Source organism: Methylobacterium longum (genome assembly GCF_022179385.1).
Classification (GTDB): Bacteria; Pseudomonadota; Alphaproteobacteria; order Rhizobiales; family Beijerinckiaceae; genus Methylobacterium; species Methylobacterium longum.
Map to the genome: position 1 here is coordinate 204590 of NZ_BPQS01000004.1, position 15369 is coordinate 219958.

Sequence of the window (15369 nt, forward strand, 5' to 3'; positions counted from 1 at the left end):
CAGCTCCCGCCCGATGCGGCTGACAGCGTTCATCCGCGCATCAAGGTAGGGAATATTACGCCTCACATCCAGCGAAAGCCCACGATTGCGCAACGAACGTGCCGACACCACGCGTTCGCGTGGTGTCGCGCGCCGCATCCGGCGGGCACACCACGTTCGGAGGTGTTTTAATGATCCAGGTCATCACTGCGTCAAACATCGCGCAAAATGCCGAGCTGATGGAGCAGGCGTGGCGCTTGCGCCACAAGATCTTCGTCGAGGAGATGGGATGGTCGGCTATCGCGCGCGACGACAAGCGCGAAATCGACGAGTTTGACGATGAGCACGCCGTCCACCTCTTGGCCGTCGAGGACGATGAGGTGGTCGGATATTCCCGGCTGTTGCCGACCGCCCGGCCCTACGTTCTCTCCAAGCACCTGCCTCAGCTCTGCGAAGTCGATCCGCCGTCCTCGCCGCACATCGTCGAATGGAGCCGGATCGGTGTCGCCGGCTCCGCGCGTACTTCGGGCCGTCGGCTGAATCCCACGGCCCTGGCGATCCTCACGGCCATCGTCGAGTGGGGCTTGCCGCGGGGGCTGAAAGGCTTCGTCTCCGAGATGCCGACGAGTTGGCTCCTCCGATTGCTGCAGCTGCATATCCACGCCTTGCCGCTCGGGCTGCCGCAGATGATCGACGACGTCGAGATCGTCGCCGTGAACGCCGGCTTCGATTCGCGGAGCCTGCGGCAACTGCAGAAGATGCGCGGCAGCACGGAGTCGGTCCTGGCCCCGGAAAGTCGCGTCGCAGCTCGACTGGCAAGCTGAAGAAAGCGGTTTGGAGATGGACTTGGTACCCGCCAACGATCGCGAGCGCGATGAACTGAGCTGCCGCCTGGAGCAAGCGGTCCAGCAGGCGCTCGAACTCCGCCAGACCCTCTCGGGCCTCTTCGGACCGGATCTGAGGGGCGTCCTGGATGTCGTCCTGATCGAACTCGGTCGGCGCATCGCTGCGCTGCGGTAGGGCGACGTCCGGACGGACCCCGATCGTCGGCGCGAACTGGGAATGGTCGGCGGCTTCGCGGAACGCTGCCGACCTAGGACCTTTTGCCAGGCCTCCCATCCGAGGAGCTGTCGCCGCCGGCGGCACGACAAGGGTCGGGCGCCGGCTGCAAGCAAGCAATGAATTTCCGATGGCTAAGGATACGGCAGATGATCAGCGCTAGACGATCGAGGATGGAAACAGGTGGTCTCATCGACCAGACGGTGGCTATCGTGTCGGCATACGTGGCCCACAACCACGTGGCCGCCAATCAGCTGCCGTCGCTGGTCGCGACGATCCATGGCGCGCTGTGTCGCCTGGATGCCGTCCCGGGCGCCGGAGCCACGCACGGCTCGGTCGACGGACAGCCCAGCGCGGTTCAGATCCGCCGCTCCATCACCGATGAGGCGCTGACCAGCTTCATCGACGGGCGCACCTATCGGACGCTCAAGCGCCATCTGACCGCCCATGGCCTGACGCCCGAGCGGTACCGCGCGCATTACGGCTTGCCGAACGACTACCCGATGGTGGCCGCCAGCTATGCCGCGCGGCGCTCCGCGCTCGCGAAGGCGATCGGCCTCGGCGTGCCGGGGGCCCAGGCCGCGCGGCAGGCGGCGGAATAGGCGGAACAGTCAGGGTCAGCGGACGGGGATCGCCGTCCGCCCCGGCCAACCTCCGGGACGGGGCTGGGCTGTATGAAGGCGCGCCGGTCCGGTCGAGGCGATCCCGATCCCGCCCGGGTCATCCCGTGGAGTCGATCAGGCGCCGGTCGCCGCGGCGGACGCTGAGCCCCTGCTCGCGCCCAAGTTCGTCGTCGTGGCCTGGATGGCCGAGGGCTGCGGAACGGCACCGGCCTCGGCCTGAGCCGCCTCCTCGGCGAGCCGCCGCCGTTCCTCCGCGTAGCCGCCCGCGATGGCCATATCGACCAAGCGCCGGGTCAGCCGGAAGGCCAGCCAGAATAGGGCGAGGCAGAGAAGCGTCGCGGCGGCGGCCTTGAGCGGGTCCAACGGATCCCTCCGGTGATGTCTCCTCGGTCGAGGCCGCCCTCATAGAGCGGCGGGCCGCCCCGGGGCAATTGGACTTCGTACCGAGTGCGACGTTCGGGAGCGGGGTGGGTCCCTGGGCTGCTTCCTCTGCGCGCGCCATGACGGCGTTGGCAGGTCGGAGCGGACGATCCCGGCCGAGACCGGACCGGAACATGTTATGGCGCCCCCCGGCCGGTCCACGATATCCGGCGATGAGAGCCCATCGACCAGGCGGACACCTTGCGCGAGACCTTCCACATCGAAGTCCTCGGACCGGAGCCCGACGAGATCCAGACGCGGATCTCCGTGCGGGTCGGCAACCTGGAGGGCGCGCAGGAGCGCGCCCTGCGCCTGTTCGCCCGCGCCCGGGTGCCGCAGCGCTCGGGCGAGCCGGCCCAGGCCGTGCGGGTGATCGACGGCGCGGGCCGCGAGGTGTTCTATCGCACCCGCTTCGACGAGGGCGATTAGGCCCGGAGATCGCGGATGCGCTGGACCCTGCTCCCCCTCGGCCTCGTCCTGGCGGCCTGCGCGCTGTTCCTGCGCAGCTACACTCTGCCCCCGGCGCCCGACCGCAGGGGCGGCACGACCCTCCTGCTGACCTGGCCGAACCGCCCGGCCTTCGGCAGCCCCAGGGCCGACTGCCTGACCGGGCCGGCGGATCAGCCCGTCCTGCCCTGCCTGATCGCCTCGGTCGCCCAGGCGCGCGACGGTGGGTACGTGCTGATGCAGCTGCCCTTCTGTGCGACCTGCTACGACCTGTCCGGGCGGATCGCCGTCATGGGGCAGGATGCGGCGGCGACGCGGGCGCGGCTGGAGCAGATCGCCCGCTTCGGCTGGTGAGCCGCGCCGGATCCTCGCGCTTCCTGGCCGCCCGTGCCCTGGCGACGCGCTCCCGCGCCCGCTCCAGCGCCCGGGCCGCCGGGAACAGGGGATCGCGCCCCGCCTCGACCAGGAGATGGGCGATGTCCCGCCGCTCCGTCCAGAAAGTGGAGCCGAGGGCGAAGTCCGGCGGCGCGCAGGAATCGATGCGGTCGATCGCCCAGGCCCCGGCCGTCACCGCTTCGGTCAGGCGGTGGACGAGCTGGACGCCCGGCGCGGCCTCCGGCTGGGTTTCGGCATGGGCGATCTTCAGCACCCAGGCCTCGGTGCCGGTGACCGGCAGGATCGCGGCGGCGAGGGTGCGTTCCCCCCGGCGCAGGCGGGCGATCCGCATCCCGCCCTCCGCGCCGGCATCCGCCAGAGCGGCGCGCAGGAAGGCGACCTCCTCCGGCCGCTGCCCAAGGCCCGTGCCAGCCCGACCCTTCCAGCCGGCCGCCTCGAGGGCGACGTAGGCGTCCAGCGCGGCAGCGAGGTCGTCGGGCGCCTCGAGGATCTCGAACGCCGCCGGACCCTCCGCCTCCAGAACTTCGCGGGCGCGGCGCAGCTTGCGCCGACGCTGGCCGGAGAGATGGCCGAGATAGGTGGCCCGGGCTTCCGGTGTCCGCGCGGTGAGGTCGAGGAGCCCGCGCGCGTGCGGCCAGTAGGCGGCCCGCCGCACTCTCCGGTCCGCCGGGAGGTCGGCCAGGAGGTCGGCCAGAGCCCCCGCGGCGGGCGCGTTCGGCAGGAGGAGCCGCGGCGGCAGGCCGAGCGCCCGCGGGGCGGCGAGCAGACCCGCCAGGGCGCCCGCCGGATCGCCGCGATCGAGGAGCGGTGCGCCGAAGGGACAGTAGCCGTGGGTCCAGCCCATCAGGAGCGGCAGCGGCAGGCCCCAGCGCCGCCACGACACCCGGAACGGCCAGGCGGCGATCAGCCGGGCCCCCGGGGCCTCGGGGGAGCGGTCGGCCACGATCAGGAGCCGCACGCCGGCCCCGAACGCGTCGCGAGCGGCCAGGGCGTAGCCGGCTTCGTAGAACGGGTTCCGCACCAGGGACGCCGCGCCGAGCGCCCGCCAGGCCGGAATCCAGGGCTGCCCCGGGTCGAGGGGCCGGACCGCCGCCACGAGGCCTCCGGCGAGCGTGGCGGTGTTGCGCATGGACGCCCCTCAGGTCGCGAGCCGGTGGCGGATCGCGCCGGCGAAGCCGAGCACGTCGTAGCGCCACGCGGCGGCGCCGGCCGACGCGGCGAGGAGGACGAGGCGCAGGATCTGCCCCGGCACCATGAGCCCGCCCGGAACGAGACCGATCCCGGCATTCACGGCGGCGCAGGCGAGGGCGATGCCGGCGATGCCCGCCATGTCGGCGAGCGGCAGGGGCATCGTCGTGCCGGCCCGGCCGGCGCCGAAGACCAGCACGAGGCAGGCGGCACTCTGTCCGCCCGCGAAGGCGAGCGCAGCCCCGGTGGCGCCGAGCCGCGGGATCAGCAGGAGCGACAGGGCCGCCACGGCCACCAGGGTGGCGAAGGCGGCGGCGGCCTCGAGCCGGCTGGAGCGGGTGAAGTAGATCACCTGCCCGAAGTAATAGGCGCGGAACATCATCAGGATGCTGGCCAGGATCAGAACCGGGGCGAGCTGGCGCGCCTCGGCGCGGTAATCCGGTCCGAGCAGGATCGTGACGACGACGTCGTCGAAGGCCAGGAAGAACACCGCCCCGAAGGCCGCGATCAGCGTCATGGCGCGGGCCGCGTCGCTCAGGACCCCCAGAGCGCCGCTCATGTCGCCCGCCCGCGCCTCGCGCTTGGCGATCGAGATCAGCGACAGGGCGATCGCCTCGCCGAACACGATGAAGCTCTGCCTCAGGAAGTCGGCGAGCGCCCCGTAGGCGCCGAGCCCAGCCGGCCCCACCGTCTTGGCGATGATCAGCCGGTCGAGGCTCTGGGCCAGCGCCGCGGTCCCGAAGGACAGCACCAGCGGCCAGCCGTAGGCGAACAGGCGCAGGGCCTCGGCCCGGCTGCCGCGCCCGGGCATCATTGGCGCGGTGGTGGCCGCGGCCGGCAGGGCCGCCACGGCGTTGGCGGCGGCCACCGCGAAGGCGAGGTGCAGCGGATCCGCCGAGAGGTGCAGCGCGAGGCTGCCGAGGCCGAGGATCAGCACCGCCCGGCTCATCACCGAGGCCGCCACCGCCCCGGCCTGCAGGCGGGTGCGGGCGATCTCGGTGGCCCCCTCGAACAGGGTCGTGCCGAAGGCCAGGGCCAGGATCGCGGTGGCCGTGGCGGCCGAGACGAGACCGAGCGCGACGGCCAGCACGCTGCCGAAGCCGGCCAGCAGCAGCGTGCCGCCGAGGATGCGCACCACGGTGCCGACCTGCGCGGGCGCGCGGGCCTCGTCGTAGAGGGCGAAGAACGCGAATTTCGGCCACTGGCAGGTCGCCCCGTAGAGCACGAGCGCCCACGACACGACGTACAGGTAGGTGCCGTAGCTCTCCACCGGCGCGAGGCGTGTGAACACCGCCACGGAGGCCATGTTGAGGCCGGCGGCGAAGCCGCGGGAGCCGACATAGATCAGGCTGTGCCGGGCGATCATCGGTCAGGCATCGGCACCGGAGGTGGTCCTGCGGATCCGGACGCGCTCCAAGGTTCGGCCGGCGCCTCCCGGGGTGGGGAGGCCCCCCGTTCCGTGCGGGCCGTGATGCTCATCCGCCTCCACCGGGGAGGGGGCGGCGCCGCGCGTCTCCCCTCCTCGGAGGGGAGACGCGCGGCGCGCACGAACTCGGGACGGCCACGCGGCCCGCCCGGGAGCGGATCGGGGTGAGGGCCGAGGCGTCCCCGGACAGGTCATATCCCTCATCCGGCTCTCCGCGCCCGCAGACCCCGCCGAGACCCACGCCTCACAGATCCGATCTTGTCCCGCGTCCCTTAAGAAGACGACCACCGTGCCGGCGATTCCGCACAGGTCCCGCACCGTCCTGGGACGAACCGGTTCCGCTGCGGGACAGGGCGCGAGGGTTTCGGGCATGACGGCCTGCCGGGTGCAGCCGCCATGCCGGACAGCCGACCGGACACCGTGCCGGGCGGCTCAGCGTCCGCCGGCCCGCCGGATCAGGGAGGCGCCGGTCATCTCCGCCGGCTGGTCGAGGCCCATCAGGTCGAGGAGGGTCGGCGCCACGTCGGCCAGCCGGCCGTCGGCCAGCGAGACCCCGTCCACGCCCACCAGCATCACCGGCACGGGGTTGAGGGTGTGGGCGGTGTGGGCATCGCCGGTCTCGGCATCGCGCATCACCTCGCAATTGCCGTGGTCGGCGGTGACCAGCAGCGCCCCGCCCTGGGCCGTCACCGCCTCGACCACGCGGCCGAGGCAGGCGTCGACCGTCTCCACTGCCTTCACGGCGGCGGCGAGGCTCCCGGTATGGCCGACCATGTCGGGATTGGCGAAGTTCAGGATGATGAGGTCGTAGCGTCCCGAGCCGATCGCCTCGACCGCCCGGTCGGTGAGTTCCGGCGCCGACATCTCCGGCTGCAGATCGTAGGTCGCCACCTTCGGCGAGGGCACCAGCACCGCGTCCTGTCCCTCGAAGGGCGCCTCGCGGCCGCCGTTCATGAAGTAGGTGACGTGCGGGTACTTCTCGGTCTCCGCCATGCGCAGCTGCCGGCGGCCGGCGCGCGCCACGGTCTCACCGAGCCCGTTCGGCAGGTCGAGGGGCCCGAACAGGGTCTCGGTGAAGGCGTCGATCTCGACGCTGTACTGGACGATGCCCAGGGCGGCGGCGAACCGGACCGTCCGGTCGCGGGGGAAGCCCGCGAAGGCAGGGTCGAGGAGGGCCTCCAGGATCTGCCGGGTCCGGTCGGCGCGGAAGTTGAAGCACAGCACGCCGTCGCCGTCCCGCATGCCGGCGTAGTCGCCGATGACGGCGGGCCGCATGAACTCGTCGGAGACGTCATCGGCGTAGGAGGCGGCCACCGCCTGGCCGGCCCTGCTGAAGCGGGTGCCCCGCGCCGCCGTCAGGGCGTCGTAGGCGATCTGGACGCGCTCCCAGCGGGTGTCGCGGTCCATCGCGTAGTAGCGGCCGCACAGGGTGCCGATCCGCGCGCCGCTCGGGAGCGCGGCCTCCACGGTGGCGACGCAGGTGGCGGCCGACCGGGGCGGCATGTCGCGCCCGTCGGTGAACCCGTGGAGGCGGACCGGCACGCCCGCCGCCGCCAGCCGGCGCGCCAGCGCCACGGCGTGGCCCTGGTGCGCGTGCACGCCGCCGGGGGACAGCAGGCCGACGAGGTGACAGGTGCCGCCGGACGCGCGCAGGGCGTCGATGAACCGGAGGAGGGCGGGGTTCTTCGCGAGCGATCCGTCCGCGATGGCGCTGTCGATGCGCGGCAGATCCTGCAGGACGACCCGGCCCGCCCCGATATTGAGGTGCCCGACCTCGGAATTGCCCATCTGGCCCTCGGGCAGGCCCACATCGCCGCCGAACGTCCGCAGCTGCGCCCGCGGGCGATCCCGCATCAGGCCGTCGAAGATCGGGGTCCGGGCCTGCTGGACGGCGTTGTCGGCGACCTCGTCCCGAAGACCCCATCCGTCGAGGATCGCGAGCATCACGGGGCGCGGGGTGCTGTCGGGCACGGTCACAACTCTCCTGGACGTCCGCACGACGCGCGCGGCCGGACCTATCCGGGCACCGCGAGGCCGGGCCCGTGCGCGTGTCGATAATCGGCTTGGCGCCGCGAGACTACCGCTGCCGGCGAGGAAAAGGGGCTCGCTGTGAGAGAGCCGCCGCATTCTGACATGCCGGGCCGTGCCGGCCGGGGAGCCGCCGGAGCGCGGGCGGCGGGGACCTTGAGCCCCCAGGAATAAACTGAGTTGAAGGCGTTCGGATCGAGTGACGTCTGATAAAGGCCGTGCTAATTCAGTAAAAACGGGTCTGATGAGGAATCCAGTCGCCGTGCCGCCGGATGAAGCCGCGAACGCCGAGATGAGCGCGACGCTGGCGCTCGACATGATCGGCCGTGCCTATCTGGCCTTGGCCCTCCTCTACGAAACCGCGCATCCGGGCGAGTTCGGCGACGCGCAGCAGAAGATCCGCGCCTACGTCGAGGACAATTTCCGCATCATCCAGGACACCAGCCGGGTCGGAACTCTTGCCACCGCCACGGTCGACGGCGCGTCTCATCTCGTGAACAGCGTCCTGTCCGAGGTCGAACATAAGATCGCGACCATGATCAGGCCGTCCCGGTATCTGCGCGGCGAGACTATTGCGTGAGGCGGCGGGCGCAGGCCCGCGAGTGTTGCAGTCAAGCCATAAATCGCCGGCAATCGATCCGGCGGGCGGGCCCGTGCGGCAGCTAACAGTCATTTGTGTCGACAGTCTTAACGAGGCATGTTACCCGAACAATGGGCAGCAATAAAATATAAGTTGGAAGATGGCCGGCGATGATTATCAACAGGTCACGCGCAGTGCAGATGTCGCGCTCGAAGTCCTGGTCCGGGCCTATCACGCCCTGGCAGTGATCTACGAGCTGGCGACCCCGGGCGCCTACACGGCGCTCCACGGCAAGATCATGCCCTACCTGCTCGACAGCTTCTGCCACGAGACGGCGGACGGTGCCGGCGACGCCCGCAACGCCGAACTCTACGCACGCGCCCTGGAGCGCGTCCGCTGCGTCCTGGATGACGTCCAGACGGACGTGGCCGCCGTCCGGATCCGCGGCGACGAGCGCAATCACTGATCGCCTAGAGTCCGGATCGGCGGCACGCGCGCGGTCCCATGCCCGGACCCCGCCGGCGAAGACGGGGTCCCGCGGCAGCCGGTCCGGGTCTTACCGGTAGACCACGCAGCGATTGTTGTCGTCGGCCGGCAGGAACTCGCAGTTGCCGACCGGCGGGATCGCCCCAGCCTCCAGGCCGGCGGCCACGCTGGTCGGAGGCGCGGTCAGCATGACGGCGCCGAAGGCCAGGGATGCGGCGGCGAAAGCGAGCGCGAACAGCACGAGGTTGCGCCAGAGCGCGGGGAGCAAGGCAGTGGCCATCGATAGCCTCCCTGAGGGCGCGGACGCTGCGCCGGGTCCAAGGCTAGATCCGGACGCCCGACGGATGCCTCCCCTGAACGGAGGACGGGCTCGAGATTCCCGGCCGCGGCAGCCCGGTATTTTCCGCCTCCGGGGCGTGCCGATGCTCCGGCCGCGCCGGCGGCGTCCCGCGCCAGGATCGCGTGGCGTACCTTCATCCGCACGCCGAGCGGCGATGCCGCCGCAGGTGAGGGAACGCCGGCTTTCTCGCCGCGGGGTGCTCCTCGCTCGCGGACGTCCGCGCCTGCAGGCTCGGCCGGTCGGGGGCTCGATCGCGGGCTTCTCGGGCGATCGGCCCTTCGCTCGATGAGCGCCGCCTGAACCGGCCCGCCGGAACGACGACCGCTCCGCGCGCGCGAATGGCGGGCGACCGGGATGCCGTCGCTATGCCGAGATGCCCGCGCGCGACGGCCCCGTCATCTGCCGCAGGGCCTCGCCGGCGATCATCGCGGCCGCCACCGCGACGTTGAGGGAGCGCAGGCCCGGCCGGATCGGCACCACGATCCGCGCATCGGCCGCCGCGTGCACCGCCTCGGGCACGCCGGCCGATTCGCGCCCCACCATCAGGCAATCGTCGGGGCGGAACGCGAACGCCGTGTAGGGCAGGGCGCCCGAGGTCGTGGCGAGCACGAGCCGCGTGCCGGACTCCGCCCGCCACCCCTCGAAGGCCGCGAAGGACCGGTGCCGGGTGATCGCCACGTGGTCGAGGTAGTCGAGGCCCGAGCGGCGCAGGTGCCGGTCCGAGACGTCGAAGCCCGCCGGCTCCACGATCTCGACCGCCAGCCCCAGGCAGGCGGCCATGCGCAGCATCGTGCCGGCGTTCTGCGGGATGTCGGGCTGGTAGAGGGCGAGGCGGAGCATGGCCGGCTCTTGTGGGGGGCCGGGGCCGCGCCGTCAAAGGGTTGCCGCGCCGTCTAAGGGCTGCCGCGCCGTTAAAGGCCTGCCGCGCCGACGCGCAGCCGGCAAAGCGCTGCGTTGTTCCCGGGGGCCGGTGTGACGAGGCGGAACTTAAGCCCCGCCGGAACCTTGAGGCGGCGCCACCCTCGTCCGCGACCCGAAGTCCGAAAGATCTGCTCCGATGCGCATCCCGCTCCTCGCCTCGGCCCTCCTGCTGGCCGGCCTCGCCACCGCCTCGGCTCAGAATGCCGGCACGGGCCCCAGCGCGGGCAGCGGCAGCGCCGCGACGCCCGCGCCCGGCCAGCCCGCCACCATGGCGGACAACCTGCGCCCCACCTTCGTGGCCCAGGCCCCCGACGACATGGTCGCCAGCAAGCTGATCGGATCGAGCGTCGTCAACGGCGCCAACGAGACGATCGGGCAGATCGCGGATTTCGTCCTCGACCAGAAGGGCGCCGTGAAGGCCTGGATCATCGGGGTCGGCGGCTTCCTGGGGCTCGGCTCGAAATACGTCGCGGTCGACCCCTCCGTGCTCAAGCTCGACCGGACCGACGACAAGACGCTCCAGGCGCGGATCGACACCACCAAGGACCAGCTCCGCGCCGCGCCGGAATACGTCTACCTGGGCAAGGAGCCGCCGAAGGGCGCCGCCCCCGCGAGCCCGGCGGGCGAGCCGACGCGGAAGCCCTGACGGAGGTCCCCGGCGGGGACCGAAGAGGGCCGGCGGCGCTTCGTCGGCTTGCCTCGGCGCGCCGTTGTGTGCTGTGCCGGCCTTCCCCGGAGGTCGGAACCCGTCCATGCGCCGCGCCCTCATCCCGCTTCTCGCCTTCTGCCTCGGCCTCGTCGGCATCACCGGGGCGGCTGTGTTCGCCTTCCTGCCCGAGAAGGCGCCGGTGGGCGTCCCCGCCGTGGGCGGGCCGTTCACGCTGGTGGATCAGGACGGGCGCACGGTCACCGAGCGCGACTTCGCCGGCGCGACGCACCTGCTGTTCTTCGGCTTCACCCACTGCCCGGATGTCTGCCCCACGACCCTGCAGCAGATCTCGGACGTGCTGGCCGCCCTCGGGCCGAAGGGCGAGCGGATGCGGGTCGCCTTCATCACCGTCGATCCGGAGCGCGATGATCCGGCGAGCCTGAAGACGTACCTGTCGAGCTTCGATCCGCGCATCACCGGCCTCACCGGCTCGCCCGAGCAGGTGGCCGCCACCGAGAAGGCTTATCGCGCCTATGCCCGCAAGGTCCCCGGCAAGGCGGGGGACTACACGATGGAGCACACCGCCCTCGTGTACGTGATGGACGCCCAGAACCGCTTCCTCGGCGCCCTCGACCTGTCGCGGCCGGCGGCGGACACCGCCGCGCAGCTCGCCAGGAAGATCTGACCGGCCGGCCCCCAGGACCCGCGCGGCGGAGGCCTCGACCAGGGGCTTCGGAAGGGCCCGCGACACCGGCGGCGGCCGGCGGGGTCACCCCGCCGCGAGCCCCGTCGTGTTCCCGGAAGCCCGCGCCGCGGGTGAGCGGGCTCCTACAGGGTCATCCCGGCGTGGAAGCGGTCGGGGGAGAGCGGCAGCAAGAACTGCACGCCGAAGCCGCCCTCGAAGTAGCGCACCAGCCGGCCCGGGGTGCTGCCCACCGTCACGGCGGCGCCGAGCGGAAGGGCGAACGGGCAGGCGATGGCGACGCCGGACATCGAGATGTCGATGAGGCGGGCCGGGATCTCCCGGCCGCCCTCGATCCGCAGGAGCACCGCCGTCTGGGTCGGCACGAGGCGCTCGTGGGAGCGTCCCTCCGGCAGCCCCAGCATTTCCCGGTTGGCGAGCCACGTCAGCTGGGACGCGAGCTTGTCGCGCTTGCGCAGCGTGGCGTTGAGCTGAACCGCGAAGCCGTCCGCGCAGTGGCGCGCGATGATGCCCTCGATCCGGCCGATATGCTCCAGGTAGAGCACCACCCGCTCGCCCAGCTCGCCCTGGACCGCACAGGTCAGGCGCACGCCGCCCGGCGACATGTCCACGGTCTGGCAGGGGTATTCCCGCCGGTCCGCCAGCATGTAGCGGCCGAGGACCGCGACCCGCACGCGCTGGAACCGGCGCGCGTCGGCGGCGCCGCGGGCCGGTTCCAGCGCTACGCGGCGCATCGTTCTGGCGGTGGCGTCGACCGCGATCATCCCGAAATTGGTCCTGCGCCGCGATAATCGAAGCCACAGACTAGAATCGGACTGTTACGAAACCCTTTTCCCGGGCCGATCCGGCAGCGGCTGCGTCGATGTTTCCGCCGTTGATCTCCGGCTCGAACAATCAGGGTGACTGTGCGGCCACCGTCTTTTGCTGTGGATGTAAAATACTTCGAACGGGGAATTCGCTATCTCTCGCGGCGGGACCGCATCAGATCCGGCCGCCGGCATGGACGAGGAGGTGGCCGCGGCGCACCGGCCCCGGATACCCCGCGCCTGTCCTGACCGCCGGCCGCGCGGGCGGCCCGGCCTCCGGCCTGCGGCTCGGCAGGATGCGCAGGGAGGCGGTGTCCGCCTGCACCAGCGGGCGCAGGCCGATCCAGTGCGGCGCACCGTCGAGGCTCAGGGTGCCGAGGGCGCGGACCTGCGTGCGGCCGCGATGTCGCAGCGGCAGGAGCAGCAGTTCGAGATCCGCCTCCTCGCCGGCGGTGTTGGTGGCGCGCAGGCCCGCCACGACGCCGAGGGTGTCGCTGGCCACGATCTCGACGATCCGCCAGGGGTCCGGCGCCTGCGAGCCCCAGAGCCGGGAGAAGGGCGCGCCCTTCAGCTCCTGACCGTACAGGGCGCAGACCCGCGTCCCCGCGAGGCGGATGGTGGCCTCGCGGGACGCCATGTCGAGTTCCAGGATCAGGCTGTCGGCGAGGAGGTGGCGGATCTCGCCCGGCTCGATCTCGGCGCGCTCCGGCGCGGCCCGCTCTCCGCGCAGGCGCTCCCAATAGGCATGGAGCATGCGGCTGGTGGGATGCTTCATCGGTGTCCCGACTCTAAACGCCTGTCGTTCATCCCTGGCCCGATCTGGCACATCCGCGAGGCTGTGGCCGGTCGAACCGGGTGTTCACGGCGTATCGGCGCACACGCCGTGCCGATCCGCTTCGGAACGGTCAAGGTGTCGGCGGATCCGGGCTGGGGCTCGTACCGGATGCGGCGGCTCTCTCGACGGGCGATCGCCCGGAGAATGGTTTGAATATCACACAGAATTGGTCTTCATCGGCAGGCACGAATATCGTTGGGTCTTGTGTAGCCGTCGCAAGCCCCGACATGGTGCCGCGATGGATGCCTCCCCCGAATTTCCGCGCCAGAGCCGCGTGCCCGTCTTCAACCTGCCCGGGGTGGTGACGCTCTCCATCGGGCTGCTCCTGGCGATCCAGGCGGTGCGCGAGTTCCTGCTGCCGGATACCCTGGACATCCGCGTCGTCCTCGACCTCGCCCTCGTGCCGGCGCGCTGGACGGTGTGGTTCGATCCCGGCCGGGCCGCCGACGTGGTCCGCGCCGCGGCCGAGGGCGGCGATGCCGGCCTGGAGGCGGCACGCCAAGCCTTCGCCCGCTACATCGTGGGCGAGCACGCGCTCCAGCCCTGGACGCTCGTCACCTACGCCCTGCTGCACGGGTCGTGGATGCACGTGATCTTCAACAGCGTCTGGCTCGCCGCCTTCGGCTCGCCGGTGGCCCGGCGCTGCGGCGCCCTGCGGTTCGGGGCGCTCGCGCTGGCCGGCACGGCGGCCGGCGGGCTCCTGCACATCCTCATCGATCCCCTGAGCGCAGGTCCGCTGGTCGGCGCCTCGGCGGGGATCTCGGCCCTCATGGCCGCCGCGGCCCGCTTCGTGTTCCAGCCGCCGGCCTCGGGCTATCAGGGGCCGTCCTGGCAGGTGGCGCCCCCCCGGCCCGCCGAGACGATCCCGGAGCTTCTGCGCAACAGGACGGCGGTTTCCTTCCTGGTGATCTGGCTGCTGACCAACCTGCTCTTCGGCCTCGTCAGCGTGCCCCTCGTGGGCGAGAACGCCGCCATCGCGTGGGACGCGCATCTGGGCGGCTTCATCGCGGGCTTCCTGCTCTTCCCGCTCCTCGATCCGCGGGTGGCACGACCGCGCTGAGCACGGCGGGCCGAGCACCTTGCCAACGCGCCGGATAGGTCACACACTCGCCATAATGTGAAAGTGCCGGGGCCTACCCGGCCGGCAGCGTATCACGGGCGCCGCGGGCTGACGGCGCACCGGCCGCGTCACAAGGGAGAGAGCCATGACCGTCGCACGCATCCTCGCCGAGAAGGGCAGCTCCGTCGTCACCGTGAGCCCCGACAGGAGCCTCGATGAGGTGATCCAGATCCTCGCCGACAAGCGGATCGGCGCCCTCGTGGTGGCCCATCCGGACGGTGCCGTGGCCGGCATCATCTCCGAGCGCGACATCATGCGGGCGCTGGCCCGGCACGGGGGCTCGGCCTTCGACGCGCCGGCCTCGGCCCACATGACCGCCGCCGTCACCACCTGCGGCAAGAGCACGACGATCGAGGAGGTCATGACACTGATGACCGAAGGCCGCTTCCGCCACGTGCCGGTCTGCGAGGACGGCCGGCTGATCGGCTTGGTGTCGATCGGGGACGTGGTGGCCCGCAAGATCGCCACGGTCGAGGCCGAGCATCAGGCGCTGCGCGACTACATCACCATGGCGTAGGCACCCTCGGCTCCGCGGCTCTCCCTCCCCCCGCGGAAGGGGAGGGGAGGACGCGTGCGCCATCCGGGCCGCTAGGCCCGCACGGGCGGGTGACGGCGCCTCAGGCCTTCATGGGATCGAGCGTGACGCGCCAGAGGTCGGTATCGGCCGCGTCCTTGAGGGTCACGGTCATCTGCTCGGTGGCGCCGTCCACCGCCACGTGGCCGAAGAACTGGTAGCCGGTGGCCGGCGAAAGGTTCACCTGACCCTGATCGGGTGCCTTCACGAACCGCAGCTGCGGCCCGAACGTGTCGTCGAGGGCGTTCGGTCCGAAGGTCCCGGCGTGCAGCGGTCCGGAGACGAACTCCCAGAACGGGTCGAAATCCTGGGACTGCGCCCGGTCGGGGTCGTAGTCTTGGCCGGGCGGCAGCCCGGTCAGCGCCACCTTCCCGGTGCCGTCGGTCTCCGGCAGGGCGTCGGCGAAGACGCCGCCGCGGATGTCGGCGAAGCTCTCGGTGGTCGCCCACTCGATGACCGCCCGGGCGGGCCGGTCGGACCGGGCCCAGACCATGGCGGCGTCGGTGCCGACATCGCCCGACTGGAGGCCGTGGGTCAGGACCGGCCGGTCGGCGGCACGGCTGAGGCCGGGGCGCCCGAGGCCGGAGGCCAGCCCGACGAGGTCGGCGCCTCCGGACAGCAGGATCTGACGGCGACTTGCGGACGTGGGAAGCCCTCCAGCGTGCCGGGCGGCCATCGCAGGCGGCCGCGAAAGCCGGATGAGGGGTGTGGGACCGAAGCCGGCGGGATTCCAGTCCGGAACCGTCGAACCCGCGGCTTCGTCCTGCGGTGGCGGAGCGCCGCAGGGCC

At 71.8% G+C, this 15369-nt stretch carries 19 protein-coding genes and 2 pseudogenes; 11 read left to right on the plus strand and 10 right to left on the minus strand.

Annotated features, from left to right (window positions below):
- Positions 1-170 precede the first annotated feature (170 nt).
- The 3 genes from MFF58_RS05660 (at position 171) to MFF58_RS05670 (ending at position 1640) form a co-directional block, all read left to right on the plus strand.
- Entirely contained in the window at positions 171-803 is a 633-nt protein-coding gene (locus tag MFF58_RS05660) for an acyl-homoserine-lactone synthase (protein ID WP_238285916.1), read from the plus strand.
- Between the two features lie 22 nt (positions 804-825).
- Entirely contained in the window at positions 826-999 is a 174-nt protein-coding gene (locus MFF58_RS05665; RefSeq protein ID WP_238285917.1) for a hypothetical protein, read from the plus strand.
- A gap of 212 nt (positions 1000-1211) precedes the next feature.
- The gene (locus tag MFF58_RS05670; RefSeq protein WP_238285918.1) at positions 1212-1640 is read left to right on the plus strand and encodes a Ros/MucR family transcriptional regulator; all 429 of its coding nucleotides are present in this window, start codon (positions 1212-1214) and stop codon (positions 1638-1640) included.
- A 135-nt stretch (positions 1641-1775) separates the two neighbouring features.
- On the opposite strand, the gene MFF58_RS05675 is transcribed toward MFF58_RS05670, so the two are convergent.
- Positions 1776-2024, minus strand: coding sequence for a hypothetical protein (locus MFF58_RS05675; protein ID WP_238285919.1), 249 nt, complete (start codon positions 2022-2024; stop codon positions 1776-1778).
- 258 nt (positions 2025-2282) lie between these two features.
- Here MFF58_RS05675 and MFF58_RS05680 point away from each other — a divergent pair, with 258 nt between their 5' ends.
- Together MFF58_RS05680 and MFF58_RS05685 are read left to right on the plus strand one after the other, a co-directional pair.
- Positions 2283-2510 carry a hypothetical protein gene (locus MFF58_RS05680; protein WP_238285920.1) on the plus strand — a complete coding sequence of 76 codons (228 nt, stop codon included), beginning with the start codon at positions 2283-2285 and terminating at the stop codon, positions 2508-2510.
- Between the two features lie 15 nt (positions 2511-2525).
- On the plus strand, positions 2526-2882 hold the full coding sequence (locus tag MFF58_RS05685; RefSeq protein ID WP_238285921.1) for a hypothetical protein: 357 nt from the start codon (positions 2526-2528) through the stop codon (positions 2880-2882).
- Here the strand turns inward: MFF58_RS05685 and MFF58_RS05690 are convergent.
- The 3 genes from MFF58_RS05690 to gpmI form a co-directional block, all read right to left on the minus strand.
- The gene (locus MFF58_RS05690; protein ID WP_238285922.1) at positions 2818-4053 is read right to left on the minus strand and encodes a GNAT family N-acetyltransferase; all 1236 of its coding nucleotides are present in this window, start codon (positions 4051-4053) and stop codon (positions 2818-2820) included. The genes MFF58_RS05685 and MFF58_RS05690 overlap by 65 nt on opposite strands.
- A 9-nt stretch (positions 4054-4062) precedes the next feature.
- Positions 4063-5478 (minus strand): lipopolysaccharide biosynthesis protein, encoded by a 1416-nt coding sequence (locus tag MFF58_RS05695; RefSeq protein WP_238285924.1) that lies wholly within the window; start codon positions 5476-5478, stop codon positions 4063-4065.
- 492 nt (positions 5479-5970) lie between these two features.
- Positions 5971-7482 carry a 2,3-bisphosphoglycerate-independent phosphoglycerate mutase gene (gene gpmI, locus MFF58_RS05700; protein ID WP_238285999.1) on the minus strand — a complete coding sequence of 504 codons (1512 nt, stop codon included), beginning with the start codon at positions 7480-7482 and terminating at the stop codon, positions 5971-5973.
- A gap of 328 nt (positions 7483-7810) precedes the next feature.
- On the opposite strand from gpmI, the gene MFF58_RS05705 reads away from it, so the two are divergent.
- Both MFF58_RS05705 and MFF58_RS05710 read left to right on the plus strand, forming a co-directional pair.
- Positions 7811-8146: a hypothetical protein gene (locus MFF58_RS05705; RefSeq protein WP_238285926.1), complete on the plus strand. Its 336-nt coding sequence runs from the start codon at positions 7811-7813 to the stop codon at positions 8144-8146.
- Positions 8147-8306: 160 nt separating this feature from the next.
- Positions 8307-8612: a hypothetical protein gene (locus MFF58_RS05710; protein ID WP_238285927.1), complete on the plus strand. Its 306-nt coding sequence runs from the start codon at positions 8307-8309 to the stop codon at positions 8610-8612.
- Between the two features lie 90 nt (positions 8613-8702).
- Here MFF58_RS05710 and MFF58_RS05715 read toward each other — a convergent pair whose 3' ends face one another.
- On the minus strand, positions 8703-8912 hold the full coding sequence (locus tag MFF58_RS05715) for a hypothetical protein (protein ID WP_238285928.1): 210 nt from the start codon (positions 8910-8912) through the stop codon (positions 8703-8705).
- 423 nt (positions 8913-9335) lie between these two features.
- Positions 9336-9812, minus strand: coding sequence for a tRNA (cytidine(34)-2'-O)-methyltransferase (locus MFF58_RS05720; RefSeq protein WP_238285929.1), 477 nt, complete (start codon positions 9810-9812; stop codon positions 9336-9338).
- 217 nt (positions 9813-10029) lie between these two features.
- Between MFF58_RS05720 and MFF58_RS05725 the strand changes: the two genes are divergently transcribed.
- Positions 10030-10539, plus strand: a complete 510-nt coding sequence (locus MFF58_RS05725; protein ID WP_238285930.1) for a PRC-barrel domain-containing protein — start codon at positions 10030-10032, stop codon at positions 10537-10539.
- A 106-nt stretch (positions 10540-10645) separates the two neighbouring features.
- A complete protein-coding gene (locus tag MFF58_RS05730) occupies positions 10646-11227 on the plus strand; it encodes an SCO family protein (protein WP_238285931.1) in 582 nt (193 codons plus the stop codon).
- Positions 11228-11370: 143 nt separating this feature from the next.
- Here MFF58_RS05730 and MFF58_RS05735 read toward each other — a convergent pair whose 3' ends face one another.
- Together MFF58_RS05735 and MFF58_RS05740 are read right to left on the minus strand one after the other, a co-directional pair.
- A complete protein-coding gene (locus MFF58_RS05735) occupies positions 11371-12009 on the minus strand; it encodes a PilZ domain-containing protein (protein ID WP_238285932.1) in 639 nt (212 codons plus the stop codon).
- Between the two features lie 217 nt (positions 12010-12226).
- Positions 12227-12826: a PAS domain-containing protein gene (locus MFF58_RS05740; protein ID WP_238285933.1), complete on the minus strand. Its 600-nt coding sequence runs from the start codon at positions 12824-12826 to the stop codon at positions 12227-12229.
- A 298-nt stretch (positions 12827-13124) separates the two neighbouring features.
- Between MFF58_RS05740 and MFF58_RS05745 the strand changes: the two genes are divergently transcribed.
- Entirely contained in the window at positions 13125-13946 is an 822-nt protein-coding gene (locus MFF58_RS05745; protein WP_238285934.1) for a rhomboid family intramembrane serine protease, read from the plus strand.
- Between the two features lie 145 nt (positions 13947-14091).
- Positions 14092-14523 carry a CBS domain-containing protein gene (locus MFF58_RS05750; protein ID WP_238285936.1) on the plus strand — a complete coding sequence of 144 codons (432 nt, stop codon included), beginning with the start codon at positions 14092-14094 and terminating at the stop codon, positions 14521-14523.
- 100 nt (positions 14524-14623) lie between these two features.
- On the opposite strand, the pseudogene MFF58_RS32540 reads toward MFF58_RS05750, so the two are convergent.
- Both MFF58_RS32540 and MFF58_RS32545 read right to left on the minus strand, forming a co-directional pair.
- Positions 14624-14914: pseudogene (locus MFF58_RS32540) on the minus strand (alkaline phosphatase D family protein); the annotation flags it as partial.
- A gap of 9 nt (positions 14915-14923) precedes the next feature.
- Positions 14924-15256: pseudogene (locus MFF58_RS32545) on the minus strand (PhoD-like phosphatase N-terminal domain-containing protein); the annotation flags it as partial.
- Positions 15257-15369: the final 113 nt, after the last annotated feature.